The following is a 26,609-nucleotide window of genomic DNA, read 5'->3' as shown; positions in this document are numbered from 1 at the left end:
GCGCGGCGGCCGGGCAGTACCCGGCCGCCGTGGATCCGTCGGAGTCCGATCAGTGCCAGGGGTGGTGCCAGGGGCCACCGAACGGGTGGTGGGCGACCGGTACGACCGGAACCACCGGCACGGTGTGCGCCACCGCGACGACGTCGGTGCAGGTGGGAACCACGTCGACGCACTGCTCGTCGGCGTCGTATGCGTGCTGGCCGCCGGTGTTGTTCCCGTGCTGGCCGGACGTGTCGTACGCGTGCTGGCCACCGGTGTTGTTCCCCTGCTGGCCGGACGTGTCGTACGCGTGCTGGCCGCCGGCGTCGTTCCCGTGCTGGCCCGACGTGTCGTGCATGTTCTGGCCGGCAGTGACGTTCACGTGCGGGCCCGACGTGTCGTGCATGTTCTGGCCGCCAGTGTCGTACGCGTTGTGGTCGGCCATCATGTCGCCCTGCGGCGGGAGCTTGGGCGCCTTGTTCTTCTTGTGAGCGTTGTTGGACTTGACCTTCTTGTCCTTCTTGATGCTCTTGTCGGGCGCGGCCGGCGTCATGGCCAGCGCGTCCCCGGCCGGCTCCTGGGGTCCGACCGGCCGCTCCGCCACCGGCTCCTGTGCGACCGGCTGCTCGGCGACGGGCTGCTGGACGACCGGCTGCTGGATGACCGGCTGCTGGACGACGACCGGCTGCTGCACCACGACGGGCTGCTGGACGACGACCGGCTGCTGGATGACGACCGGTCTCTGGATCACCAGGGCGTAGGGCGTGGCGACCCTCTGTGGCCAGTAGTCACAGTCGTAGTCGTCTTCCCAGAGCACCAGTGTGGACGCGTAGGAGGAGCAGTCGCTGAACGAGTTGTAGTGGCCGAGCACGTGTCCGGGCGGCCACCAGCCCGGCCCGGCCAGCGCCGGGGTGGCCCCGAACGCGGCTCCGGCCACGAGGCCGGCGCAGGCGGTGATCAGTCCCCGAGTCGTTTTTCGCATGTTAGACCTTTCCGAATTGTCGGCTGTGTCCCGCATAGCTGAGCACGACGTCCGGAAAAGCGGGGCCGAGTTCGCCGGAACCCGATCGAACCGGGTCTTCTCTGGCCCTGAAAGGTCACCCGTGCGTGGCGCCAGTGACCTGCCGAGAAGCCTGATGCACCCGGCAACCTACGATCGGGGGCATGGCCAGGCGCAGCGGCGAGGCGACCCGCGAGGAGATTCGTGCCGCGGCCGCACGTCTGTTCCGGGAGCGAGGTTTCGCGCGCACCTCGGTTCGGGACATCGCCGCACAGGCGGTGACGAACCCGGCACTGGTAATCCGCCACTTCGGTACCAAGGAACTGCTCTTCCTAGACACCATGCGGTTCACCATCGACGACGAGCCGCTGCTCGACGTCCCGCTCGAGCGGTTCGGGGAACGGTTCATCGAACTCCTGCTCTCCGACGACGACATCCGGGGCGTCTATCTGGCGCTGGTGCGGGGCAGCAACGAGGAGCAGATCCAGGCGCGGCTGCGGACCATCCACGAGCGCACCTTCGTCGAGCCGGTGCGGGGGCGCCTCGGCGGGCCCGATGCCGACGTACGGGCGCGGATCGCCGCCGCACTGGTCGGTGGCCTGCTGTACGCGCTCTGGGTGGTCGAGGACGAGGGCCTGGTGAAAGCGGACCGGGGCGAGCTGATAGCCCGGTACGGCGCGCTGCTCCAGCAGGCCCTCGAGGGTCCTACTGGACCGACCAGCCGCCGTCCGACGGCAGCACCACCCCGTTGAGGTTCACGCCGTCGTCGCTCAGCAGGAAGGTGATCGACGCGGCCAGGTGCTCGGCGAGGGCCACCTGAGGAATCAGCTGCAGGAACGGGCCGGTCCGGCCACGTCCGAACTCGGACTGGTTCACCGGCGCCATCCCGGTGGCCACCCCGCCCGGGGCGACCGCGTTGGTCCGGATGCCGTCGCGGCCGTACATGAAGGCGATGTTCTTGGTGATGCCGATGACCGCGTGCTTGGACGCGGTGTAGGCGACGCCGGCCGCGTTGCCGCGCAGCCCGGCCTCGGAGGCGATGTTGACGATCGAGCCCCGGCCCGCCGGCAGCATGACCGGGACGACCGCCCGGGTCAGGCGGAACAGCCCGTCGACGTTGACCGCGAAGACCTTCTCCCAGATCGCGTCCGAGGTCTCGTGGATCGGGCTGAAGTCGTCCACCACTCCGGCGACGTTGGCGAGCCCGTCGATCCGGTCGCCGGCGGCCGCCACGATCCGGGCGATGTCCTCGGGGCTGGTGATGTCGGCCGTCACCGCGACGAACGAGTCACCCAGGTCGGCCTCGGCCTCCTTGAGCTTGCCGGCGGTGATGTCGACGCCGATCACCCGGCCGCCCTCGCGGACGATGCGGGAGGCGGTGGCCCGGCCGATACCGGAGGCCGCGCCGGTGACGATCACGGTCCGGCCGTCGAAGCGCCCGGCGACGATCCGCTCCCGCCACGCGCCGGAGTCCACCGCGGTGGGGACGACCCCGCCGTTGACCCGGAGCACCAGCTCGTCGACCACGGCCTGCGGCATCTTGCCCTGGCTGAGTTCGACCATCTGCTGCAGCGGCAGGCTCCGGATCGGCGCCAGCATCGACGGGTCCGCACCCCCGGCGGCGAGCAGCTCGCCCAGTGCCGGGCCGCCCTCCGGGTGGTCCAGCCACTCGCCGATCGAGCTGGCCGCGGTCAGCGGTTTCGACGGGTTCGCCATCTGAGGATTCCCTTCGTCGGGGGTGAGCGGGAGCGGAAGTGAACTTAGTTTACTTCCGCTCCGGACGTAACCCGCCGGGTCTGGCAACCGTCACCCGCGGAGCCCCGCGGCCCGGTGTCCGTTAGGGTCCACTGATGGGATTGCTGGACAGGTTCGCCGGTTCGCCGCGCCGCCGCTTCGCCCAGCTCGCACTCCGGGTGGCCCGGCGTACCCCCGGTGTCGAGCGTGCCGTCTACGAACCGGACGAGTTCGCCATCGCCATCCATCGGACCGGGGCCGACAGCCCCGCCCACCTCTATCTCGCCAACGTCTTCCGGGAGACCGCCGAGGCGACCCCCGCGGAACGACGGGAACGGCTGGAGAAACTCCTGCGGCTGATGGCGCCGATGCCCGAGGACGACTGGGAGACGGTACGCCCGAAGCTGCGCCCGGTGGTGCGCCCGGTGACGTTCGGCGCTGCCGGTCCGGCCGGGATGCGCCCGCCGCTGTCCCGCCCGGCCATGCCCTTCCTGCGCGAGCTGGTGGTCATCGACGCCCCGGACGCCATGGCGTACGTCCTGCCGGACCGGGCCGACGAGTGGGGCGTCGGCGTCGACGAGGTGTTCGCGGCGGCCCGGGAGAACCTGGCCGCCATTGCCCGTGACAGCTTCGACCGGGAGTGGCGCGACGGCTCCGCGGTCAGCATGTTCGACGACGGCGACGGTTACTACACGTCGTTGCTGCTGTCGCCCGGCTGGCTGGCCGAGGCCGGCGAGCGGATGGGCGGCCCGGTCATCGCCTTCGCCCCGGACAACAACACCCTGCTGGTGGCCCCGGTGCCGGAGGACGGCATCGAGCAGGTCTACGGGATCGTCGAGCACAGCTTCGGCGAGGCGGTGCGCTACCTGTCGCCGGTCGGCTACGTCGCCGGTCCGCAGGGGCGGGCCGTGCCGTACGCGCCGCCGCCCGGCCACCCGCACCACGTCCCGGCCCGCCGCGCCGCCGCGGTCCTGGCCCTCACCGAGTACTCCAACCAGACCGAGTGGTTGTCCACCCAGTACGCCAAGGCCGGGTTCGACGTCCACGTCGGAGACCTGATGGCCGTCGAACCGTCCGGCGGCGCCCCCGCCGAGACCATCGCCACCTGGACCGACGGCGTCGAGGCGCTGCTGCCCCGGGCCGACTCCATCGCCTTCGCCCGGCCCGGCATCGGCGTCGACTTCCGCGTCCCGTGGCACATCGCCGAGGAGCAGGCCGGTCTCGTCGCCGAGCCGCTGCTCGCGCCGGCCCGTTACCGCGTCGCCGGCTGGCCCGCCCCTGAGGTGCTGGCCCGGCTGCGCGAACATCGCCTCGACTGAGGTTGCCGATCCCGCACGGCGGGGCGCACGCTCGTCAGGGGAGACTGTCGGCGAACGTACGGCCGTGAATGGGGAGGTCGGAATGGCAGCCTTCGACGAGGAGGAGGCCCACCTGCGGGTGGGACCGCCGGCCGACCACGCGGCCGGGCTCGAGGCGGTGCGGCTCAGCCTGGCGAACGCCGTACAGAAGATGGGTGTGAAGAAGACCGCCCGTAACCTGGCCGTTCTGAACCAGCACGACGGTGTCGACTGCATGAGCTGCGCCTGGCCGGACCCGGCCGGACGCCGGCACACCGCCGAATTCTGCGAGAACGGGGCGAAGGCCGTCGCGTGGGAGGGCCAGCGCGACACCGTCGGCCCGGAGTTCTTCGCCGAGCACTCGATCGCCGACCTGGCCGGACGTACCGACCACTGGCTGGAGAAACAGGGCCGGCTCACCCATCCGATGGTCCGCCGTGACGGTGGCACCCACTACGAGCCGATCTCCTGGGCCGACGCGTTCGCGCTGGCCGGCGGCTTCCTGCGGGACCTGGACAGCCCGGACGAGGCGGTCTTCTACACCTCGGGACGGGCCAGCAACGAGGCCGCGTTCGTCTATCAGCTGCTGGCCCGGGCCTTCGGCACCAACAACCTGCCGGACTGCTCCAACATGTGCCACGAGTCGACCGGTACCGCGCTGATGCGCACCATCGGCGTCGGCAAGGGCTCGGTCACCCTCGAGGACCTGCACAAAGCCGATCTGATCGTGGTTTCCGGGCAGAACCCGGGCACCAACCATCCGCGCATGCTGACCGCCCTGGAGATCGCCAAGCGGGACGGGGCGAAGATCCTGGCGATCAACCCGCTGCCGGAGGCCGGGCTGATCCGCTTCGACAACCCGCAGAACGTCCGCGGCCTGGCCGGGCGCGGCACCCCGCTGGCCGACCGCCTGCTGCGCATCCGCTCCAACGGCGACCTGGCACTCTGGCAGGCCATCGGGCACCTGCTGCTGGCCAGGGGCGTCGCCGACAAGGACTTCATCGAGTCGTCCACCGTCGGGTTCGAGCAGTGGGCCGCGCACGTCGCCGGCATCGATCGGGACAAGGTGCTCGCCGCCACCGGCCTCACCTGGGACGAGATCGAGGCGGCCGCCGACATGCTGGCCTCGTCGGAGCGGATCGTGCACTGCTGGGCGATGGGCATCACCCAGCACCGCAACGCCGTCGCCACGATCAAGGAGTTCGTCAACGTGGCGCTGCTCCAGGGCATGATCGGCAAGCCCGGTGCGGGACTCTGCCCGGTACGCGGGCACTCCAACGTGCAGGGCGACCGGAGCATGGGCATCTGGGAGAAGCCACCGGCCGCCTTCCTGGACCGGCTGCGCGACGAGTTCGGTTTCGAACCGCCCCGCGAGCACGGCCACGACTCGGCAGACACGGTCCGTGCCTTCCGCGACGGCCGGGCCAGGGTGTTCGTCGCGCTCGGCGGCAACTTCGTCAGTGCCATGTCCGACACCGAGGTCACCGCGGCGGCGATGCGGAAGGCGGCGCTGACCGTGCAGATCTCCACGAAACTCAACCGCAGCCACGTCGAGGCCGGGCGGACCGCGCTGATCCTGCCCACCCTGGGCCGCAGCGAGCAGGATCTGACCGGCGGCCGGGTCCAGCGGGTCACCGTCGAGGACTCGATGTCCGCGGTGCACGCCTCCCGCGGCCGCTCGGAACCGGCCGGTCCGCTGCTGCGCTCCGAGGTCGACATCGTCTGCGGCATCGCGGCCGCCGCGCTCGGCGACGCCCACGGCATCCCGTGGGCGGGGTTCGCCGGCGACTACGAGGAGATCCGGGAACGCATCGGCCGGGTGGTGCCCGGCTGCGACGACTACGCCGCGAAGATCCGGGGTGGCGGCTTCACCATGCCGCATCCGCCGCGGGACTCGCGGACCTTCCCCACGGCTGAGGGGCGTGCCGTGTTCACGGTCAGCCCGCTCGAGGTTATGACCGTCCCGGAGGGACGGCTCGTGCTGCAGACCGTGCGCAGCCACGACCAGTTCAACACCACGATCTACGGGCTCGACGACCGGTACCGCGGCATCCGCTCCGGCCGTCGGGTCGTGTTCATCAGCGCGGCCGACCTGGCCGAACTCGGCTTCGCCGACGGTGACGTCGTCGATCTGGTGTCGGAATGGACCGACGGGGTCGAACGCCGGGCGCCGCGGTTCCGCCTGGTTGAGTACGACACCCCGAAAGGCTGCGTGGCCGCGTACTATCCGGAGACCAACCCGCTGGTGCCGCTCGACTCGCAGGCGGAGGAGAGTGGCACCCCCACCTCCAAGTGGGTCCAGATCCGCCTGGAACGCCCCTGACCCTCCAGCTGCGCGCTACCACGGTCTCAGGCGCGCTGAGACAGCGGTGTATTACAGCTGGGGGGTGCTCGGAGTTTGCGGCGGGCGCGGCGGGCACGGCGGGTGAACTATGGTGGCGGCGGTGGACGAACAGTGGCCGGACGGTTCGGCGCGGCGCGTGATCGCCTGGGCCACCGCCCTGCCGCCGTCCGCCGGAAAGCGCCGGATCGTCGCCGTCGAGGGCCGGTCCGGATCCGGCAAGACCAGCCTGGCCCGGGCCGTCGCCACCGCACTCGGCGCCCCGCTGCTGCACATGGACGACCTGTATGCCGGCTGGGACGGCCTGCGCGACGGTGTCACCGCCCTGCACGACCGGGTGCTCCGGCCGCTGGCCGAGTCCCGGCCCGCCGTGTGGCGCCGCTGGGACTGGACGGCCGGCGCCTACGCCGAGGAACACCGGGTCCCCGACAGCGACTGGCTGCTCGTCGAAGGCGTCGGCTCGGGTGGGCGCGTGCTCCGGCCGTACCTCAGCGGGGTTGTCTGGATCGACGCCCCGGCCGGGGTCCGCAGAGACCGCGCCCTGGCCCGGGACGGCCAGACCTACGCCCCGCACTGGATCCGGTGGGCCCGGCAGGAGGACGCCTTCTACGCCGAGGATCAGGTCCGCGAAGCCGCACACCTGATCCTCGGGAATCCCGGCTCCTGATCACCGTCGCTTCGGGGGTGGGCGGCGTTCCATCAGGGTGATGTTGAGGAGCTTGTAGTTCCAGCGTTCGACGGTGCGGTAACCGGTGAGAATGCGGTCGCGTTTCGCCTCGGACATGTTCTCCACCGGGTCGGCGGCGCTGTCGGTCCGGATGATCCAGATGCGGGACGGATCGCCGAGACAGGTGGCGTCCGGGCACTCGACAGCCAGGAAGTTGCCGTCGGCCCGCTGCCGGGTGACGGCGAGAACGTCGCCCGGACGCGGCTCAGGAAGGTAGTGCACGTAGAGGTCGCGGGCCGCCCAGCCGATGCTGGAGGGTCCCTCGGGGAAGACGGCCGCGTCGCCGGGCAGGTAGCGGGGGATGATCACCTCGGCGATCCGGGCCGAGTCCTGGCCGTGGCCGTCCGGCTCGCGGATCTCCAGCTGGGCCGGGTTGCCGAGGAACACGATCAGGGCGACGAACGCGGCGGCGTGCGTGCGACCGGCCCGGGCGGCGCCCACGACCGCCAGCACCACCAGCGCCGGCATCGCGACCAGCACGTAGCGCGGCACCCAGATCTCGGTGAACGCACCGGCCGTGAGGAGCAGGGCGGGTGGCGCGAGACCGGCCGCGGCGAGAGCCCAGCCGGTCCGGTCACGGCGTACGCCGGCCACGGCCAGAGCAAGGACCATGCCACCGGCGATCGGCGAGACGAAGAGCTGTTCGGGCAGCAGGCGCACGGTGTGCGTACCGGCCCGGCTGATCCAGGAGATCTGTTCGGCCTGGTCGCTCGCATGGTGCAGCAGGACCGCCGCGGGAGCGGCGCCGAGCAGCGCGGCGGGCGGCCACGCGCGCCAGGCCCGCCACCCGGCGAGAGCGTGCCCGGCGACCATGACCAGCGCGCTCAACGGGTGGAGGAGGCCGGTGACGGCCACCGCGGCGGCGTAGGCGGCGGCCCGCGGCACGGTGGGGCGGTCCAGCAGCCCGATCAGCGCGAGCAGGGCCAGGGCGGCGAAGAACATGGCGAGGGCGTACGGCCGCGCCTCCTGCCCGTAGCGTGAGGTGACCGGCAGCACCGCGAAGAGCAGGCCGGCGAGCAGCCCGACGAGGTGACCGCCGGCGTGGCGGCCGATCAGCGCGACCACCGCGGCGGTGGCGGTCATCGCGATCAGGGACGGCAGGCGCAGCGCGTGCGCGTCGAGCACACCGTCGCCGGTCAGATGCCCGAGCGCCAGGTAGTACGGGGTGAGCACGGCGTCCACCGTCCCGCTGAGCAGCCGGAGCTGTTCCCGGTCGAGCCGGACCGCGCCCCAGGTCGCCAGTTCGTCCGCCCAGAGCGACGGCCCGGTCAGCCGCCAGTTCACGAGCAGGTACGTGACCAGCGGCGGAATGATCCAGGCCAGGGGGTGCAGCCACCGGACGGCGGTCCGGGCAGGGCTCGGTACGGTGATGACGATCTCCGGTGCACGGTGACGGAGCGGCCCAGCGTAGGCGGCGCGCGGCACCGGCATCCGGCGCTGCGGGGAACGGCGCGTGAACGTTCAGGAGCCGTCGGCCGTGCGCAGCCGGACCCGCCCGGCCAGTTCGGTGATGGCCTCGTGCCGCCCGGTGCCGAGCCCGTGCCGGGTGACGTTGAGGGCGCCCGCCGCCGCACCGGTGCGGAGCGCCTCCCTCAGGTCGCCGCCGCGCGCCAGCACCGTGGCGACGCCCGCGGTCATCGAGTCACCGGCACCGCGATGGTCCACCACCTGCAGGGCGGGCAGATCCACGAGCAGTGCCTCGTCCTCGACCAGGGCGATGCCGGGCCGGTCCGCGCGGCTGATCAGCACCGACCGGGCACCCTGATCGCGCAGTTCATGGGCGGCCCGGATCAGGGACTCGTCGCTGTCGTCGTCGGCCCGCCCGGCGTCGATCAGCTCCTCGTGACTGACCTTCAGGAACGCGACGCCACCTTCGAGCACCGCGGTCAGGTGGTCCCCGGAGAGGTCGGCGACCACCGCGCCGCCGTGCTTGCCCAGGTCGGCGGCGAGCCGCCGGTACACCTCGGCCGGGACGACCTCGGGGGCGGCCGGTCCGCTCAGGATGCTGACGTCGGCACGCAGTCCCTCGGCCAGGGCGGTGCTGTACAGCTCGTCCAGGTCGTGCCGGCCCAGCGGAGCACCGGCGAACTCGGCGACCGTGTCCCGGGATCCGTCCCGGCGGTCGTGCACGTACCAGCCGGTGCCGCTGGCACGCCGTACCGTGCGTACCTCGATGTCCTCGTGGTCCAGCAGCGCAGCCACCGCGTCGCCGATCTCGCCGCCCACCGCCGCGCAGAGGGTGACGTCCGCGCCCAGCCCGGCGCACATCCGGGCCTGCCAGACGCCCTGCCCGCCGGGGTGGACATGCAGTTCCGGCCCGGCATCGGCCTCCTCGATGGTGACGGTGAGTTGTGGGACCGGTGCGAAGACCATGACCGCGGACATGGGCGGCGCATACCCGTGAGCAGGACGATCAACCCTTGATCATGCCCGCGGTGGTCCCGGCGACGGGGCGGCGCCTCAACGCGCGGTCACGTTCTCCCGTGGCATCAGGTCCGTCGACGCCTCGGGGACCGTGAAGACGAAGATCGTGCCGCCGCCCGGGTTCGGCCGGGCCTCGATCCGGCCGCCGTGCCGCTCCACGATCCGGCGGCAGATCGCCAGGCCCAGTCCGGTGCCGGGCATCGCCGTACCGTTGCTGGCCCGGTGGAAACTGTCGAAGACGGCGGCGTGCTCACCGTCCGGGATGCCGATACCCCGGTCCGCCACCTGCACCCGGACCGTCCCCGGGCCGTCCACCTTCGCCGTCACGTCGATCCGCGGCGCCTGACCCGGTGGCGTGTACTTGATCGCGTTGCCCACCAGGTTGTCGAGCACCTGACGAAGCAGCACGCGGTCGGCACGGACCCGCGGCAGCGCGCCGACGAACACGTCCGGCCGGCCCGCCTCCGGGTCCGGCGCGTCGGTCCGCGTCATGACCACGTCGTCGACCAGCTCGCGCAGGCTGAAGTCCTCGAGCCGCATGGCCGCGTCCCGGGCCGCCGTGTAGTCGAGCAACTCGCTGATCAGCGTCTGCATCCGGTCGGCGCCACCGATCACCTTCCGGGCACTGCGCAAGGCGTCGGCCACGGCGTCCGGTCCGGCCGCCGGGTCGCCCAGCTCCTCGAGGATCAGCTCGGCGTATCCGCGTACCGCCGCCAGGGGTGCCTTCAGGTCGTGCGCCACCACCCCGGCGAATCCGCGCAGCTCGTTCTCCACGTGCTTGCGGTCGGTGATGTCGTGGAACACGGCGACGGCCCCACGCTCCCCGCTGGTCGTGTCGACCGGCCGGGCCGAGACGCTGATCACCCGCCCTTCCGCGTGCGTCCGGTTGCGGACCGTCATCTCCTCCTGGTCGACGTCCTCGCCGGCCAGCGCGCGGGTCAGCGGCTGCTCTGCCACCGGGTACGGGGTCACCCCGTCCAGCCGGAACAACCCGGACCGCTCCGCCACGCCGCCGTGCCTCGTCGTCCCGCCGCCGTGCGCCCTCGTCTCGTCGTCCGGCGCCCTCGTCTCGTCGTCCGGTCCCAGGATCCGCCGGGCCGCCGGGTTGAGCAGCACGAAACGCCCGTCCGGGCCGACCATGCCCACACCGTCGCTGATCCCGTCCAGCACCGCCTGCAGCAGTCTGGCCTGGCGGCGGGACTCCTTCTCGCCCGCCAGCAGTTCGGCGGTGGCCTGCCGGACCCGTGCCTCGGCCCGTTCCCGGCCACTGACCAGGATCCACACCAGGATGGTGAGCAGCACCGTCAGGCTCATCCCCCCGGCTGTGACCGCCGGCGGCAGGCCGCTGGCCGCCCCCGGAAGCCGGTCGCCCACCGCCGCCAGATGCAGCCTCCACGTGCCGTCGGCCACGTCGACCTCGACCGTACGACGCCGGTCGCGTTCCCCCTCGACCGCCGCACGCAGCGAGGCGACGGTGACCTCCCGCCGCCCCGGATCGTCGGCGCGCAGCGCCAGATCCAGCAGGTTCTGCCCCGCCTGCGCCAGAGTGTCGCCCATGAAGTCCTGACCCCGGACCCCGAGCAGGACCCAGCCCAGGAAGCGGCGGTCGGCCCCCTGGTACACCGGCGCGCTCAGCACGAACGAGTTCTGCCGGCGCTCCGGTGCCAGGTGCTGGTCGACCAGCAGCTGGTAGGTGTCCGAAACGGCCACGTCCCCGCTGCGGCGCGAGTCGGCCATCGCCGCGGCCGCGGCCTCGGACCGCATCAGGTCTATGCCCGGGACGATGACGGTGCCGTCCAGCGGGGCCGTGAAAATCGCAAAAGCATGATCACCACGGCCGTACGGAACAAGCGTGAGATCCGGCAGGCCGCGCTCCCGCCACCGCTGCTGAACCTCGCCCACCTGGTCGTCCTCGGCTGGGACGGCGAATGCGATCGTGCTCGCCCCGGCCAGCTTCATCGACTTGAGCGGCGTGGTCAGTGCCGAGTACTCGGTCATGGTGAGCACATCCTGCGCGCCGGCGGCCGCCGCCATGGTCCGCAGGATGTCGACGTAGCGCTGCGTCTCACTGCGAACCGCGTCAGCCGCGGCGGCGGTCCGGCGATCCATCTGGACCTCGGTGTTCACGTCTTCGTGCCGTTCCAGCACGCCGCCGACGGCCAGCGTCATCCCGCATCCCACGACGGCCACCAGCGCGCTGATGACCGCCCGCTTTCTCGTCACGCCTGCCCTATCGGGCGCGGCGCTGGTGCGCTGAGTCGGTCCGCAGACGCCGCGGCACCAGAGGGCTCTCCGGTCGCGGCGGTTCACTCGCGTTCCCGGATGTCGAGCGGCGGTCCTCCGCACCACGAACGCCGGCTCCCACAGCGGGATGCGGAACCGTGGGGTCAGCGCGGGTGGGGGACCGCGGCGGGGACGGCCTCGCGGGCCCGGCCGGCCGGGAAGGACCCCTCGGCGGGCGGGGCAGCGGCAATGCCGGCCTGCCGGGCGGTCACGGCGCGTTCCGGGCGGCCGCGGCCGAGGAAGGTGACCGCCCACCGGATGAGCGAGCTGGCCCGGTTGCGGCCCTTCGGCAGGTACGCCCAGTGCACGCCGAGCCAGAGCAGCCAGCCGGCCAGGCCGGTGAGGCGCAGGCCGCGGAGGTCGGCGACCGCTGAGAACCGGGACACCGTGGCGATGTTGCCCTTGTCGAAGTAGTGGAACGGCCGGCCGGCGGGTTTGCCGGCGAGGCGGCGCCGGATGGTCCGGCCGGCGTAGGTGCCGCCCTGGATGGAGACCTGCGCGACGCCGGGCAGGCCGTCGAGGCTCGCCAGGTCGCCGACCACGAAGATCTCCGGGTGGCCGGGGACGGTGAGATCCGGTTCGACCCGGATGCGGCCGGAACGGTCGGTGGGTGCGCCGGTGGCCGCGGCGATGCGCGCGGCGAGCGGGGGAGCGGCCACACCGGCGCTCCACACCCTGATCATGGCTTCGATCCGTTCGCCGCCGGCCAGCTGGACGCCGGTGGCGTCGACGTCGGTCACGCGCGCGCCGACGCGGATCTCGACGCCGATCTTGCGTAGCCGGGCGGCGGCCGCGGCGGACGAGCCGGCGCTGAAGGTGGGCAGGATCCGGTCGACGGCGTCGATCAGGACGATTCGCGCCCGCGACGGGTCGATGCGCCGGTACTCGCCGGGCAGGGTGCGGTGGGCGATCTCGGCGATCTGGCCGGCGAGTTCGACACCGGTGGGTCCGGCTCCGACGATCACGAAGGTGAGCCAGCGTCCGGCGGCGGCCGGGTCGGTCTCGAGTTCTGCCATCTCGAAGGCGGTGAGGATCTTCGAGCGCAGCTCCACGGCGTCGTCGACGCTCTTCAGGCTGATCGTGTGCTCGGCGAAGCGGTCGTTGCCGAAGTACGACTGGGTGGTGCCGGCCGCCACGATCAGGGTGTCGTAGGGCACCTGGTAGGGCAGACCGCCGGGCACGGTCGCGGTGACCGTGCGGTTGCCGGTGTCGACATCGGTCGCCCAGCCGAGCAGCGTCTGGGTGTTGCGCTGGCGGCGGAACAGTTCGCGGACCGGGGTGGCCACCTCGCCGGGCGAGAGGACACCGGTGGCTACCTGGTAGATGAGTGGCTCGAACACGTGGTGGTTGGTTCCGTTGACGACGGTCACGTCGGCCGGTGCGTTCCGTAGCGCCCGGGTGGCGTACTTGCCGCCGAAGCCCGCTCCGATCACGACGACCCTGTGCCGTTGTTGTCCGATCATCTCTGTCACGCTCCTCGTCACCTCCAGTAGAACCCTTCTCCGGGGGCTGGAAGTCCTGCTGAGGGCGCGATGATGGGCACAGCCCGGTGCTGTCACAAAAGGCCGGGGAACGTCGTCCCCCGGCCTTTCGCGTGTGCGGCGCTGTTACTGGACGACGAAGAGGAGGCGGTTCGGCGATCCGGTGCCGGGGCTGGTCACCACGCCGGTGGTGGCGTTGGTGGTCAGCGCTGAGGCGACCTGGGCCGGGGTGTACCCGGTGTTGCGGGACAGGACGAGGGCGGCCGCGCCGGCGACGTGCGGGGACGCCATCGAGGTGCCGCTGATCGTGTTGGTGGCGGTGTTGCTGTTGTACCAGGCCGAGGTGATCGACGAGCCGGGCGCGAAGATGTCCAGGCAGGTGCCGTAGTTGGAGAAGCTGGACCGCGCGTCGGTGTTGGTGGTGGAGCCGACCGTGATGGCGGTGGGCACCCGGGCCGGTGAGGCGTTGCAGGCGTTCGCGTTCGAGTTGCCGGCCGCGACGGCGTAGGTGACGCCGGACGCGATCGAGTTGCGGACCGCGGTGTCGATGGAGGTGCTGGCCCCGCCGCCGAGACTCATGTTGGCCACCGCCGGCTTGACCGCGTTGCTGGTCACCCAGTTGACGCCGGCGATGACACCGGCCGTGGTGCCGGAGCCGGAGCAGTTGAGCACCCGGACGCCGACCAGCCTGACGGCCTTGGCCACGCCGTGGGTGGAACCGCCGACCGTGCCGGCGACGTGGGTGCCGTGGCCGTTGCAGTCGACCGCGCCGCTGCCGACAGCGTCGTAGCCGGGGGTGGCCCGGCCGCCGAACTGGCTGTGGGTGTAGCGGATGCCGGTGTCGATGATGTAGGCGGTGACGTTCGAGGCGGTCACCGGGTAGGTGTACGTGGTGCTCAGCGGCCGGTTCCGCTGGTCGATGCGGTCGAGGCCCCAGGTCGCGTTGGTCTGCGTCGCGGCCAGGGTGACCACCTGGTTCTGCTCGACGTAGGCGACCTTCGAGTTCGCGGCGAGCCGCTTGGCCTGGGCCTCGGTCAGGGTGGCCTCGTAACCGTTGAGGGCCTTGCCGAAGCTGCGCTTGACCGCGCCGCCGTAGGACTTGGTGAGGCCGGATTCCTGTGCGCCGGACTTGAGGACGACGATGTAGCTCCCGGGGATCGCGTCGGCGGTGCCGGCGAGCCTGATCTGACCGGTGGCCGGGGCGGCCGCGGCGGGGGTGCCCGTCGCTACCACCGCCAGTGCGAACAGACCGGCGGCAAGGATGCGGCCGCCATTGCGTCGAATCGCCATGTTGTTCCTCTCTCGCGCCTGCCGGCGTCGAGCACGGGATAGATGCTCATCGCTCGGACAGCTCCGAGGTGAGCGTATTCGTGACGGCCGTTCACATCTATATATCGATTTGTATATATCTTCGGCTCAGGGTTCGGCGCCGGGTGCCGACAGAAGGGAGAAAGGGGCACATCCCGATACGGGACGAACTGATGGGACTTCCGATGGCCGTACCGCCCGTTGTCGGCTTCGCGGCACTGCATCTGATCGCCGTGCTGGCCGGCGCCGCCACCGCTCTGGGCGACCCCGGCGAGCCGATGCTCTGGCCCGCGGCCGGTGTCGCGGCGGTGTGGCTGGTGACGCGCAGCGACTCCCGCTGGCGGCTTGCCGACGCGGCCGGCATCGGTGTCCTGACCTTCGCCGGCCTCGCCGCGGTGGGTACCGGACTCGGGACCGCGCTGCCGGAAGCCGTCGCGACGACGGCCGGCGCCCTGGTCTTCGCGGCCGCGGCGCGCCGCTGGCTGACCGGACTATGGACCGGTCCGGACGGCGGCCGGCCGCTCACCCGGCTGCCCGACCTGTGGCACCTGCTGCTCTGCGCCGGCCTCGCCGCGGTCGCCGGCACCCTGGTGTACGTGCTCGGCGAGCTCGTCGTCCCCGACGGCCGGCAGGTCTCCGCGGTCGGTGCGGTCATCCGCGTGTTCCGCGACGTCGTTGCCGTCCTGGTCTTCGGGGTGGCCGTCCGCCGGGCCGGCTACCTGATCCGCGATCGGTGGGCCGGCCTGCGCGGAATCGGCCGGGCCAGGTGGCTGGAGTGCGCCGCGGTCGTCGCCTTCTCCGCGGCCGCCTACTGGTACGTGTTCAGCGGCAGCGAGGACCTGCCGATCGGCTTCCTGCTGATCCCGCTGACCGTCTGGTCCGCGATCCGGATGCCCACCCCGCTCGCGATCGCCCACACGGCGGTCTTCGGCTGCACCGCCGTTCTGTACACCCTGAGCGGCCACGGCCCGTACGCGATGGTGGCCGACACCGGCGTGCGCGTCCTGCTGATCCAGCTCTACGTCGGCATCCTCGCCACGGTCGGCCTCGCCCTCACACTCACCCGCGACGAACGCGACAACCTGATCCGGCGGCTGCAGGACTCCGAGCAGGAGGCCACCGACAAGGCCTCGATGATGACGACGGTGGTCAACTCGATGACCGAGGGCCTCGCCATCCTGGATCACACCGGCCGTCTCGTGCTGCGCAACCCGGCCGCCGGCCGTCTGCTCGGCACCACCGCCGCGGTCACCGGCACCGTGGCGCTCGGCAGCGACCACGGCTTCTTCCGGCCCGACGGCACCCCGCTCACCGACGCGGAGCTGCCGCACGTACGGGCTCTCGCCGGTGAGGACGCCGCGCCGATGGACGTGCTCGTGCGCAACGCCGCGGTGCCGGAGGGGCGGGTGGTGCGGTTCAACGTGGCCCGCCTGGCGCTCGGCACCGGGCCGTACCACGTGGTGGTGGTCTTCCACGACGTCACCGCCGACCGGCGGCACCGCGACGAGCTGATGTCGTTCGCCGGACGGGTCGCGCACAACCTGCTCAACCCACTCACCACGATCGAGGGCTGGTCCGAGGTCCTGGAGCAGGAACTGGCCGGATATCAGCCGGTCGAACGGGTGGAACGCATCCAGCGGGCGGCCGCCCGGATGCGGACCTTCCTCAACGGGCTGCTCTCCTACACCGCGGCCCGCGACGGCAAGCTGATGCCCACCACGGTCAACCTGGCCCTTCTGGTCGGCGACATCGTCACCAGCCGGATCGACCACGCCGAGAGCACCGGCTCGGCGCCGCCGTACTTCGAGGTGGGCCGGCTCGACCCGGTCGACGCGGACCCGGTGCTGCTACGGCAGCTGCTGGAGAACCTGATCGACAACTCGCTGCGGATGATGGCGCCGGGCGTCGGGCCGTACCTCGCGATCTCCTGCCAGCCGGCCCCGAACGGGATGCTGCGCATCGACATCCTCGACAACAGCGTCGGCATCCCGCCGGGCAAGCGGCACGAGATCTTCACCAACTATCACCGGGACAAGGGCTCCAGCGCCAGCGGTCTGGAACTCGCGATCTGCAAGCGGATCGTGGAGCGGCACGGCGGGACGATCGAGGCGGGCGCCAATCCGTACGGCACCGGCACCCGGATGTCGTTCACCCTGCCGGCCGGCCGCTCCGCCTACGCCCGGGCGCTGACGCCGGCCCGCTGACCGCTCACGGCACCGCCCCCAGCATGTCGAGGACCCCGCCGAACAGGGCCGTCGTGCCGGCCTGGTCGAGGTGCTGGGCCTGCCAGCCGCGGTCCTGGATGCCCTGCAGCACGCCGAGCACGGTGGTCCGCGCCGTCCGCAGCGTGGCCGGCGACAGCAGCACCGCCGAGGTGCCGTCGGCGTGCGCGGCGCGGGCCCCGGAGCCGAGCGCCACCAGGGCGGCCGCGGCCCCGTTGAGGATCTGCGCGACGTGCAGACGGTCCCGGTCCAGGTTGAACGCGGCCACGTGCACGGCCAGCCCGAGAGCCGTCATCAGCCGCCCGGTCTCGTCGCCGCTGAGCACCGCCGGCATGGTGGCCGAATCGTCCTCGGGCACGGCGGCCCCGCTGCAGAAACCGTTGATCAGCTCCTCGGCGACCTCGGCCGGGACCAGGCCGATCTCGGCGGAGCGCCGGCGCAGGGCGGCCTCGATCGCGTCGCGGACGATGTACTCGGGTACCACCCGGCGCTGGTCCGCGAGCCGCCCGACGATCACGGCCACGACGTCGTCGACAGGCATCGCGCCGGGCTGCTCCATCCCCTCAGCCTAGGGCCTAGGCCGCCACGGGCAGGGTGACGCGAGCCGTGACCCCGGACTGCGAGCCCTCCACGGTCAGCGTCCCGGCATGGGCCTCGACGATGTTGCGGGCGATCGTCAGACCCAGGCCGACACCGGGTACGGCCTGCTCCCGGGCGTACTGCCCGCGGTAGAAGCGGTCGAAGACGTACGGCAGCTCGCCCTCCGGGATACCGACGCCGGCATCGGTGATCTCCACGAACGGGAGCGGCGCCGAACCGGTGGTGATCGTGATCGGACGGTCGGCCGGGGTGAACAGCAGCGCGTTGCGCACCAGCTGCGCGATCGCGTGCGCGAGGCGGGCCAGGTCGGCGCGTACCCGCACCGGAGCGTCACATCGCAGGCGTACGGTCTCCGCGCGCAACGCGATCATCGGACGGCAACCGGTGACCGCCGCCGCCACGACGGTGTCCAGCTCCACCGGGCCGATCGGGGCGGGCAGGGGTGCCTCGTCCGGCCGGGTGCCGGCGAGCAGGTGGTCGACCATGCTGACCAGGCGTTCCCCGTTGCGGTGGATCGGCTCGATCAGGTTCCGGTACGGGGCCAGGTCGTCCTGGTCGCCGAGGATCTCCAGGTAACCCTGGATGGACGCGACGGGTGTGCGCAGCTCGTGGGTGATCGTGGCGACCAGGTCGTCCTCGCGCTGCGTGGCCCGGGCCAGCTCGTCGCCGAGGGAGACCATCCGCAGCCGGTTCCGGATCGAGGCCAGGTGCACGGCGGCCTGCCCGGCGAACGTGACCAGGTTGCGGACCTGCTTGTCGTCGACCTCGCGCGGCCGGTCGTCGATCACGCACATGGCACCCAGGGTGTAACCGTCCTCGTCGACGATCGGCGCCCCGGCGTAGAACCGGATGTTCGGGTTGCCGGTGACGTTCGGCAGGCCGGAGAAGCGTTCGTCGCGGGTCGCGTCCGGGACGACGAGCGGCCGGCCGGCCGGGATGACGTGCTTGCAGAACGACACGTCGAGCGGGGTCTGCGCGTCGGCGAGGCCGTGACTGCCGGCGAACCACTGGCGGTCCCGGTCGACGAGCGACACGGCGGCCATCGGGGTGTCGAACATCGAGGCCGCGAGCCGGGTCAGATCGTCGAGAGCGGCGGGCCGCGGGTGGTCGAGCACCTCGTACGACCGCAGGGCAGCCAGCCTCGCCTGTTCGTCCCGGGGATCGCGGTCCACGACTGCTCTTCGGCTCCTCCCCGGTCGAGCTGAGCGGAATCGGCTCCTCCCCGGGTCGGGCTGAGCGGAATGGGCGGCGCCGCCCAGCGAGCGGGGGCCTCCCGCTGGACGGCGCGACCCGCCGGATCAGCCCACGGCGGCGCGGCGCGCGGTGTACTCGCCACCGGCCCGATGGTTCGGATACTGGAGCAGGCTTTCCGGCTGGTCGTCGTACGCCCCGGTGTCGGCCCATCGGCGGCTGGTGTCCATCCGGACGTTCTCCAGCGGGTCGCCGTCGTAGACCGACCGGCTGTGGAACCGCTGCGCGTAGTCGAGCATGCCGTCGACCAGCCGGTCCACGTCGCCGGCCGGACGCACCACGAGACGCATGAACTGGCTGGTCATGCCGAGCTTGTTGCCGCACTCCCGGGTCATGATGCCGTGGTTGGCGACCAGGTAGTCGCGCAGTGCCACACCCGACCACTCGTTCGGCAGTTTCACCAGGAAGAAGTTGCCCTGCGAGGGGAAGACGGTCAGACCCTGGATGCGCTGCAGCTCCCGGCCCATCGACCGGCGGTCCCGGCTGAGCAGGCGCAGGCTCTCCTCGTACTCCATCTCGTGGTCCTGAATCATGTGGACGACCTTCTCTGCGAGGGAGTTGAGGTTCCACTTGGGCAGATTCTTCGCGATCTTGCCGGCGATCGCCGGGTTGGCAAGCATGTAGCCGAACCGGATGCCGTGCAGGCCGAAGTTCTTGCCGAGGCTCTTGAGCACCACCGCGTTCGGGCGGATCACCGCGTCCGGCCCGACCGACGGGTAACGCTCGGCGTCGGAGAAGTCGATGAACGACTCGTCGACGACCACCAGGTCCAGGTCGCTGAGCGTGTCCATGAAGCGGATCACGTCGCGCCGCGGGATGTAGTGACCGTCCGGGTTGTTGACGTTGCAGACCACCGCGACCCGGGACTTGCGCTCCCGGATGAACTCGACGTACTCCTCCAGGTCGAGCCGGAAGCCGTCGCGCTCCTGCAGCGGGAACATGTCGACCCGCTTGCCGGTCTCCATCGGCTGGTCGGTCCACCTGCCGAAGGTGGGGATCGGGATCGCCACGCTCTCCTTGATCAGCAGATGGTCGATCCAGGTGATCAGCTCGGTCGAGCCGTTCGCCATGGCCACCGTCTGCGGGTGCAGGCCGAGCACGCTGGCCAGCTTCTTGGTGATGGCCGCGGAGTCACTGGGGTAGTACTTGAGGATGCTCTTGAGGTCCCGGCTCAGCTCGTCGAACATTTCCGGCGTGGGGAAGTACGGGTTGCACGGGATACAGAAGTCGACGATCTCGACGCCCTCACCCGCGGCGCGCGCCACGTCGAAGTACGACGCGCTGTGCGAACCCTTGTGCAGCATCGACGTATCGATTCCGGTTCGTGCCACGGTTGTCCTCCCGAACACCTCGGTGATCGTGCCGCCACGCAGTACGGGGCGAGAACAGAAAACGTTCGAGGCTTAAGGGACAGGAAAGGAAGAAGTTCCCGGCTTCTCCCGAGTCGAATGATCAACTAAGTCGTTCTCTCCGTCAGGTGGCCGTCACGGAGGGAAGTGGCATGCGCGGTTTGATCAGAGTGTTTCTGGCGAGTCTGGTGGTCGCGGGGGCGGTGATGACGGCGAGCCCGGCCCACGCCACGCCCGGCCCCACGATGCCGGCGAAGGTGGTCCGGAGTGTGCCGCTCTGCACAGACACACCCGGCCCCGGCTGCTGATCTCCCGCTTAGCATGGGAGGACGTACCAGAGGGGGGCATCAATGACCGGGTGGCCGACGGCGCCGGTGATCTACGAGATCGGCACGTGGCCGTGGCTGGCCGGGCTGAGCCGGCGGTACGCCCGCCCGGTGACCCTCGCGAACGTGCCCGGCGAGGTGTGGGACGAGGTCGCCGCACCGGGCCTGGACGCGGTCTGGCTGATGGGCGTCTGGGAGCGCAGCCCGGCCGGACTGGCGGTGGCCCGGGAGAACGCGTCGCTGCAGCGGGCCTTCCGCGCCGCGCTGCCCGACCTGGCCGGCCCGGACATCGTCGGCTCGCCGTACTGCGTGCGCCGGTACCGGGCCGACGACCGGCTCGGCGGACCGGAGGGCCTGGCGACGGCCCGCGCCGAGCTGAACCGGCGCGGGCTCAAGCTGATCCTCGACTACGTGCCCAACCACGTGGCCCCCGACCACCCGGCGACCGTCGACCACCCGAACTGGTTCATCCAGGGCAGCCCCGCCGACCTGGCCGCCGACCCGGGCGGCTGGTTCGAGGCGGCCGGCCGCATCCTGGCGTTCGGCCGCGACCCCTACTTCCCGCCGTGGCCGGACGTCGCCCAGCTCAACGCGTTCGACCCGGGCCTGCGGGAGGCCACCGTCGCCACCCTGACCTGGATCGCCGAGCAGTGCGACGGCGTCCGCTGCGACATGGCGATGCTGGTCACCAACGACATCTTCGCCGGCACCTGGGGCGCGCACGCCGGCCCTGCCCCGTCCGGCGAGTTCTGGCCGCCGATCATCGAGCGGGTGAAGGAGGCCCACCCCGGCCTCGTGCTGATCGCCGAGGCGTACTGGGACACCGAGTGGATGCTGCAGCGGCAGGGGTTCGACTTCTGCTACGACAAGCGCCTCTACGACCGGCTCACCCACGAGGGCGCCGAGTCGCTGCGCAAACACCTGGTCGCCGACCGCGGTTACCAGGACGGGCTGCTGCGCTTCACCGAGAACCACGACGAGCCGCGTGCCGCCGCCAGCATGCCCGGCGGCCGCGACCGGGCCGCCGCGGTGGCTGTCGCCACCCTGCCCGGAGCCACCCTCTGGCACGACGGGCAGTTCGAGGGCCGCCGTACCCACCTGTCGGTCTTTCTCGGTCGTTACCCCGACGAACCGGCCGACCTCGACCTGCGCGCGTTCCACCGCCGGCTGCTGGCCGTCGCCGCCGGGGTGCGCCGCGGCGAGTGGCGGCTGCTCGACACCCATGGCTGGCCGGACAACCCGTCGCACCGTGACGTCGTGGCCTGGTCGTGGCACGAGGGCACCACCCGTCACCTGGTCGTCGTCAACTTCGGTGACCAGCCTGCCCAGGCCCGCGTCACACTGCCCTGGCCCGGCCTGAACGGGCGGTCCTGGGAACTCACCGACCTGCTGGACGGCCGGGTCTTCGACCGCGACGGCGACGAGCTGGCCGGCGACGGCCTCTATGTGGAGCTGGCGCCGTGGGCCGCCCACATCATCGCCGTCGAACCGGCCTAGCGCCTGCGATACCGGCGCTAAGTGACAGCGCCGGCGCGCAACCTCAGCCGGGGCGGGGTCGCCGGCAACGCGGCGGCCTCCTCGGCGGCGACCGCCACGACGAGACAGCCGGGACGCCGCGCCACCTCGGCGGTCACTCCCAGCAGCCGTGCCGCACGAACCAGCACCGCCGCGATCTCCTGATCACGCAAGGTCACCCAGAGCAGATGGCCGCGCCGCCGCTGACCGGCCGCGAGCAGGGCGGCCCGCCAGGCGGCCTGCGCCAGGGTGAGCCGCTGCACGTGCCGCGGGGAGGACGCACCGAGCTGCTCGGTGCCCAGCAGCGCCTGACGGCCCTGCCGCCAGGCCGCCGCCAGCATCCGGCTGGTTGCGAGACGCTGCGCCTCCGGTACGACAACGCGCTGCACCTCATAACGGCGGCGCCCGCCCCCGATCCGTACCTCGCGCGCCGCCTCGCAACCGAGACCGTCCAGCAGATAGACCAGCCGGTCCGCGGCGTCCTCCCGGTCGAACTCGGCGAGCGCCTCGCCGGACCGCGGAACCGGCGCGGGAAGCTGCTGCCGCTGGGGCCGGGAGCTGTCCACACACTCGACCAGGCATGCCGACTCGAACGCACTGGGCAGTGCGTCGGCCAGGACGACCGGACGAATCGAAGTCGGGTCCATCGGCATCTCCCTCCCGTTACTTACGTCACGGTGACCCATGGGCCGTTCGGCCGGTACTGCGCTGGAGCAGACTTGAGGGAAACTTGCGCGGACCGGGCCGTCCCGCGTGGGGATCAGTGGTGACCCTTTTGAGCAGCCGTATGGCAATCGCCGGGCTGGCCCTGCTGCTGATCGTCACGGGCTGTACTGACGGGACTGCGGAGAAGCGTCAGGTGCGGATCGCGACCGGCAGCCCCACCGCCGTGTACTACGCCATCGGCACCGCCATGGGCGAAATCATCGAACGCGAACTGCCCGCCACCGACGCCACCGTCCTGGCCACCGCGGCCTCGGCCGAGAACATGGAACTGGTCGCGCGCGGCGCCGCCGAGGTCGGGTTCGCGCAGGCCGACGTGCTCGTCACCGGCGGTGAACCGGCGGCGTCGCTGGTGGCGCTCGCCCGCGTCTACGACGACCTGCTGCATCTCGTGGTCAGGTCGGACAGCACCATCGACGACCTGACCGACCTCGACGGCCGGCGCGTCTCGGTCGGCGCCCGCGGCTCCGGCACCACCGTCACCGTCGGGCGGTTGCTCTCCGTGGCCGGCATGTCCGACGACGTCCAGCGGCGTGAACTCAGCCTCGACGACTCGATCGTGGCCTTGGAACGCGGTGCGATCGACGCCTTCTTCTTCTCCGGCGGCCTGCCGGTCAGCGGCATCAAACAGCTCGGTGCCGAGGTCGGCATCCGCATCGTCGACCTGTCCGACTGGGCCGGCGAACTACGCGACGACTACGGCGACGTGTACGCGGTCCGGGATGTGCCGACCTCGGCGTACTCCCTGCCGCCGGTCGCGACGGTGGCCGTGCCGAACCTCCTCGTCGTCTCCGCCAACATGCCCGAGGACCTCGCCTACGACCTGACCCGGCTGCTGCTGGAACGCCGCGGGGAGCTGGCCGCCGCACACCCGGCCGCCGAACGGCTCGAACTGCGGGCCGCGATCTCCACCCTGCCGGTGCCGCTGCATCCGGGTGCGGCCCGCTACTACAAGTCCGTCAAGCCCTGAACCGGATCGTCGCGGCCAGGCCGCCGGTGTCCGCCGGAGTCAGCGTGAACCGGCCGTCGGACGCCTCCACCAGCACCGCCACGATGGACAGGCCCAGGCCGGCGCCGTCCACGTTCTGCGCGTCCGGGGCCCGCCAGAACCGTTCGGTGGCCTGCCGGCACTGCTCCTCGGTCATGCCGGGGCCGGTGTCGCGTACCGACACCTCGGCGTCGCCGTCCACCGACCGCAACCGGACCACCACCCGGCCGCCGGCCGGGGTGAATTTCAGCGCGTTGTCGATCAGCGCATCAAGCGCCTGATCCAGCGCGGTGGCCACCAGCCGGGCCGGCAGCGGGCCGTCCGGCAGCTCGGCGACCAGGGCGACGTCCCGCCGGTCGGCCAGCGGCTGCCATGCCTTCACCCGGTCCGCGGTCAGCGCCGTCGCGTCGGCGATCTCCACCTGGTGCCGGCCGCGCTCGGCCCGGGCCAGCGACAGCAGCCCGTCCAGCACGTCGGCCAGCCGGTCGGTCTCCTCAAGTGCGAATTCGTGCTCGGAACGCAGCTCCTCGTCGTCGAGGCGGCTACCCAGATCCTCGATCCGCAGCCGCAGCACGGTCAGCGGGTTGCGCAGCTGGTGGCTGGCGTGCGCGACGAACGACCGCTGGCGCTCCATCGCCTCGGCCACCGCGTCGGCCATCTCGTTGAAACTCGCCGACAGCCGGCGCAGCTCCGGCGGGCCCAGCCCCGGTACCACCCGCGCCGCGCTGTCCCCCTCGGCGATCTCGTGGGCGGCCGAGTCCAGCCGGGTCACCGGCCGCAGCACCCAGCTCGCCAGCCGGTCCGCCGTCGTCAGGCAGGCCGCCACCGCCAGGACCCCGACCAGCGTCAGCGCCAGCCACACGACCAGCACGTCCCGGCGGCTCCGGTCGGTCGGCGACACGGTCAGCACCACACCCAGCACCGCGCCGCCGTCACTGATCGGCACCGCCACCGTCAGCGGCTCGCGTACCCACGGCCACAGCGTGGCCGGCGAACTCACCTGATGTCCGGCCAGCGCCCCGCGTACCGCGACCACCGGCGACGCCGGGCGGGTGCCGAACGCGCTGAGCACCACCTGATCCTGATCGAACAGCAGCACACCGATGCCGTAGAGCTCCGAGTAGCGGCGCAACTCGTCGTTCAGCGCGTCCATGTCGCCGCTGCGGACGGCCGGAGCCGCCAGTGACGCGAACCGGGTCGCGTCGGCCATCCGGTCAGCGACGGCCCCGTCGGTCTCCCGGCTGGCGACGGTCAAGGCGAGCGGGATCTCCAGCGCGAGCAGCACCATGCACAGCAGCAGCAGGTAGGTGATCACCAGCCGCCTGCGCACGCCGTCTCCCGTTGCTCATGTGGTGCGCAAACGGTATCCGACGCCGCGGACGGTCTCCACCAGCCCGGGATCGCCCAGCTTGGCCCGCAGCGAGGCCACGTGGACCTCCAGCGTGTGCTTGCCCGACCAGGTGGTCTGCCAGACATCGAGCATGATCCGCTCCCGGGTCATCGCCACCCCCGGCTGCCGCGCCAGCGACGCGAGAATGTCGAACTCCTTGCGGGTCAGCGTCTTCGGCTCGCCCTCGACGGAGACGGTCCGCGCTGCCGGGTCGATCCGGATCGGCCCCGCCTCGATGATCCCGGCGGCCACCGGGCTCTGCCGGACCGTCCGCCGCAGCAGCGCCTCGATGCGCGCCTGCAGCTCGGCCATCGAGAACGGCTTCACCACGTAGTCGTCGGCACCGACCCGCAACCCGGTCACCCGGTCCCGTTCCTCGCCGCGGGCGGTCACCGCGATGATCCCGAGATTCTCGTTGCGGGACCGCAGGGCCCGGCAGACGTCCAGCCCGTCACCGTCCGGCAGATTCAGGTCGAGCAGCACCAGGTCGCAGGGCGCGGCCTCGAGCGCGGCCGTCGCGGTGGCGGCGTGCTCCACGGCGTAGCCCCTCCGCTGCAACATCGACGACATGACGGCTCCGACCCGGTGGTCGTCCTCCACCAGAAGTATCCGCATGAGTCATCCGCCCATCCTCGCCCCGACTCCCGAACGTTAACCGCCGTTTGTTTCCGGCGGCACCGCCGCACGCACGCTTGGCACACTCCCGGCCTTCGACCCCCGGCTGTCGCGTACCGCTGTCTCCGGCCCGCGGAGGGCGGCGGAGGGCGGTTACGCCCGCCTATGGACCGGGTGGGGCCATTAGGTTAGGTTCACCTAACTATGGCGAACTACAAGATCCGTAAGCCGGTCGATCCCCATGTTCTGCTGCTCGAGGTCACCAAGACCGAACGGATCTCGCCGAACGTGGTCCGGGTGACCTTCGGCGGCGAAGGGCTCGGCAAGTTCACCCCGCTCGGCTTCGATCAGTGGTTCCGGCTGTTCCTGCCCCGCCCCGGCCAGGACACGCTGAAACTGCCGACCCGCACCTCCGGCCTGTGGTACGCCCAGTACCTCGCCACCGCCAAGCCGAAGCGGCCCTACGTGCGCAACTACACGGTCCGGGCGTACCGGCCGGACGGTCTCGACGTCGACTTCGTGGTGCACGTGGACGCCGACGGACACAGCGGCCCGGCCAGCACGTTCGCTCTCGCCGCGAACCCCGGCGACCAGGCCGGCCTGCTCGACCAGGGAGTCGGCTACCACCCCAGGGCCGAGCACGACTGGACGCTGCTGGTCGCCGACGAGACCGGCCTGCCCGCCGTCGCCGGTGTCTGCGAGTCGCTGCCCGGCGACGCCAAGGGCGTGGCAATCGTCGAGCTGCCGTCCATCGAGGACCGGCAGGAGTTCCGGGTGCCGCCGGGCGTGGACCTGCGCTGGGTGGCCCGCGACGACCCGGCCGGGGTGCCGGGCCGGCTCGCCCTGGAGACGCTGCGGGCCGCCGAACTGCCGTCCGGCCCGGTCTACGCGTACCTGGTCGGCGAATCCGCGCTGGTCACCGGCGGACGCCGGCACCTGATCGAGGACCGCGGGGTGGCCAAGCAGCAGATCGACTTCATCGGCTACTGGCGTCACGGCCACGCCGCGATGTGAGC

The 26,609-nt window shown here is 71.7% G+C and carries 21 protein-coding genes; 8 read left to right on the top strand and 13 right to left on the bottom strand.

The window, feature by feature from the left end; all coding sequences use genetic code 11:
- Window positions 1-49: 49 nt before the first annotated feature.
- The gene (locus tag AB0G04_RS32200; RefSeq protein WP_360990413.1) at window positions 50-961 is read right to left on the bottom strand and encodes a hypothetical protein; all 912 of its coding nucleotides are present in this window, start codon (window positions 959-961) and stop codon (window positions 50-52) included.
- A gap of 182 nt (window positions 962-1,143) precedes the next feature.
- Between AB0G04_RS32200 and AB0G04_RS32195 the strand changes: the two genes are divergently transcribed.
- The gene (locus AB0G04_RS32195) at window positions 1,144-1,731 is read left to right on the top strand and encodes a TetR family transcriptional regulator (protein ID WP_360990410.1); all 588 of its coding nucleotides are present in this window, start codon (window positions 1,144-1,146) and stop codon (window positions 1,729-1,731) included.
- Here AB0G04_RS32195 and AB0G04_RS32190 read toward each other — a convergent pair.
- Entirely contained in the window at window positions 1,685-2,695 is a 1,011-nt protein-coding gene (locus AB0G04_RS32190) for an SDR family NAD(P)-dependent oxidoreductase (protein WP_360990407.1), read from the bottom strand. The two genes, AB0G04_RS32195 and AB0G04_RS32190, sit on opposite strands and share 47 nt — an antisense overlap.
- A gap of 134 nt (window positions 2,696-2,829) precedes the next feature.
- Here AB0G04_RS32190 and AB0G04_RS32185 point away from each other — a divergent pair, with 134 nt between their 5' ends.
- The 3 genes from AB0G04_RS32185 to AB0G04_RS32175 all read left to right on the top strand — a co-directional run bounded on the left by AB0G04_RS32185 (window position 2,830) and on the right by AB0G04_RS32175 (window position 7,058).
- On the top strand, window positions 2,830-4,032 hold the full coding sequence (locus tag AB0G04_RS32185) for a hypothetical protein (RefSeq protein WP_360990404.1): 1,203 nt from the start codon (window positions 2,830-2,832) through the stop codon (window positions 4,030-4,032).
- A gap of 82 nt (window positions 4,033-4,114) precedes the next feature.
- Window positions 4,115-6,373, top strand: coding sequence for an FdhF/YdeP family oxidoreductase (locus AB0G04_RS32180; RefSeq protein ID WP_360990401.1), 2,259 nt, complete (start codon window positions 4,115-4,117; stop codon window positions 6,371-6,373).
- Between the two features lie 121 nt (window positions 6,374-6,494).
- Window positions 6,495-7,058 carry a dephospho-CoA kinase gene (locus AB0G04_RS32175; RefSeq protein WP_360990398.1) on the top strand — a complete coding sequence of 188 codons (564 nt, stop codon included), beginning with the start codon at window positions 6,495-6,497 and terminating at the stop codon, window positions 7,056-7,058.
- Here the strand turns inward: AB0G04_RS32175 and AB0G04_RS32170 are convergent, their stop codons facing one another.
- The 5 genes from AB0G04_RS32170 to AB0G04_RS32150 form a co-directional block, all read right to left on the bottom strand.
- Window positions 7,059-8,549 (bottom strand): glycosyltransferase family 39 protein, encoded by a 1,491-nt coding sequence (locus AB0G04_RS32170; protein WP_360990396.1) that lies wholly within the window; start codon window positions 8,547-8,549, stop codon window positions 7,059-7,061.
- Between the two features lie 30 nt (window positions 8,550-8,579).
- The gene (locus AB0G04_RS32165) at window positions 8,580-9,503 is read right to left on the bottom strand and encodes a PfkB family carbohydrate kinase (RefSeq protein WP_360990393.1); all 924 of its coding nucleotides are present in this window, start codon (window positions 9,501-9,503) and stop codon (window positions 8,580-8,582) included.
- A gap of 75 nt (window positions 9,504-9,578) precedes the next feature.
- Window positions 9,579-11,765 carry an ATP-binding protein gene (locus tag AB0G04_RS32160; protein ID WP_360990391.1) on the bottom strand — a complete coding sequence of 729 codons (2,187 nt, stop codon included), beginning with the start codon at window positions 11,763-11,765 and terminating at the stop codon, window positions 9,579-9,581.
- Between the two features lie 164 nt (window positions 11,766-11,929).
- Window positions 11,930-13,288, bottom strand: a complete 1,359-nt coding sequence (locus AB0G04_RS32155) for an NAD(P)/FAD-dependent oxidoreductase (RefSeq protein WP_360990481.1) — start codon at window positions 13,286-13,288, stop codon at window positions 11,930-11,932.
- 144 nt (window positions 13,289-13,432) lie between these two features.
- Complete coding sequence (locus AB0G04_RS32150) at window positions 13,433-14,596, bottom strand: S8 family peptidase (protein ID WP_360990388.1); 1,164 nt, start codon at window positions 14,594-14,596, stop codon at window positions 13,433-13,435.
- A gap of 191 nt (window positions 14,597-14,787) precedes the next feature.
- Between AB0G04_RS32150 and AB0G04_RS32145 the strand changes: the two genes are divergently transcribed.
- Window positions 14,788-16,818, top strand: coding sequence for an ATP-binding protein (locus tag AB0G04_RS32145; RefSeq protein ID WP_360990385.1), 2,031 nt, complete (start codon window positions 14,788-14,790; stop codon window positions 16,816-16,818).
- Window positions 16,819-16,822: 4 nt separating this feature from the next.
- Here AB0G04_RS32145 and AB0G04_RS32140 read toward each other — a convergent pair whose 3' ends face one another.
- The 3 genes from AB0G04_RS32140 to AB0G04_RS32130 form a co-directional block, all read right to left on the bottom strand.
- Window positions 16,823-17,395: a hypothetical protein gene (locus AB0G04_RS32140; RefSeq protein ID WP_360990383.1), complete on the bottom strand. Its 573-nt coding sequence runs from the start codon at window positions 17,393-17,395 to the stop codon at window positions 16,823-16,825.
- Window positions 17,396-17,411: 16 nt separating this feature from the next.
- A complete protein-coding gene (locus AB0G04_RS32135) occupies window positions 17,412-18,608 on the bottom strand; it encodes a GAF domain-containing sensor histidine kinase (protein ID WP_360990380.1) in 1,197 nt (398 codons plus the stop codon).
- Window positions 18,609-18,734: 126 nt separating this feature from the next.
- A complete protein-coding gene (locus AB0G04_RS32130) occupies window positions 18,735-20,018 on the bottom strand; it encodes a histidinol-phosphate transaminase (RefSeq protein ID WP_360990377.1) in 1,284 nt (427 codons plus the stop codon).
- 368 nt (window positions 20,019-20,386) lie between these two features.
- Here AB0G04_RS32130 and AB0G04_RS32125 point away from each other — a divergent pair, with 368 nt between their 5' ends.
- Window positions 20,387-21,859 (top strand): alpha-amylase, encoded by a 1,473-nt coding sequence (locus AB0G04_RS32125; RefSeq protein WP_360990375.1) that lies wholly within the window; start codon window positions 20,387-20,389, stop codon window positions 21,857-21,859.
- Between the two features lie 17 nt (window positions 21,860-21,876).
- On the opposite strand, the gene AB0G04_RS32120 is transcribed toward AB0G04_RS32125, so the two are convergent.
- Window positions 21,877-22,524: a hypothetical protein gene (locus tag AB0G04_RS32120; protein WP_360990372.1), complete on the bottom strand. Its 648-nt coding sequence runs from the start codon at window positions 22,522-22,524 to the stop codon at window positions 21,877-21,879.
- 116 nt (window positions 22,525-22,640) lie between these two features.
- Between AB0G04_RS32120 and AB0G04_RS32115 the strand changes: the two genes are divergently transcribed.
- A complete protein-coding gene (locus AB0G04_RS32115) occupies window positions 22,641-23,570 on the top strand; it encodes a TAXI family TRAP transporter solute-binding subunit (RefSeq protein WP_360990369.1) in 930 nt (309 codons plus the stop codon).
- Here AB0G04_RS32115 and AB0G04_RS32110 read toward each other — a convergent pair.
- Together AB0G04_RS32110 and AB0G04_RS32105 are read right to left on the bottom strand one after the other, a co-directional pair.
- Window positions 23,560-24,918: a HAMP domain-containing sensor histidine kinase gene (locus AB0G04_RS32110; RefSeq protein WP_360990367.1), complete on the bottom strand. Its 1,359-nt coding sequence runs from the start codon at window positions 24,916-24,918 to the stop codon at window positions 23,560-23,562. The two genes, AB0G04_RS32115 and AB0G04_RS32110, sit on opposite strands and share 11 nt — an antisense overlap.
- A 15-nt stretch (window positions 24,919-24,933) precedes the next feature.
- Window positions 24,934-25,593, bottom strand: coding sequence for a response regulator transcription factor (locus AB0G04_RS32105; protein ID WP_360990364.1), 660 nt, complete (start codon window positions 25,591-25,593; stop codon window positions 24,934-24,936).
- Window positions 25,594-25,797: 204 nt separating this feature from the next.
- On the opposite strand from AB0G04_RS32105, the gene AB0G04_RS32100 reads away from it, so the two are divergent.
- Window positions 25,798-26,607: a siderophore-interacting protein gene (locus AB0G04_RS32100; RefSeq protein WP_360990362.1), complete on the top strand. Its 810-nt coding sequence runs from the start codon at window positions 25,798-25,800 to the stop codon at window positions 26,605-26,607.
- The last annotated feature ends 2 nt before the right edge of the window (window positions 26,608-26,609 follow it).

It is taken from the genome of Actinoplanes sp. NPDC023801 (assembly GCF_040639655.1).
GTDB lineage: Bacteria > Actinomycetota > Actinomycetes > Mycobacteriales > Micromonosporaceae > Actinoplanes.
This window is presented reverse-complemented; position numbering and strand designations above follow the sequence as displayed.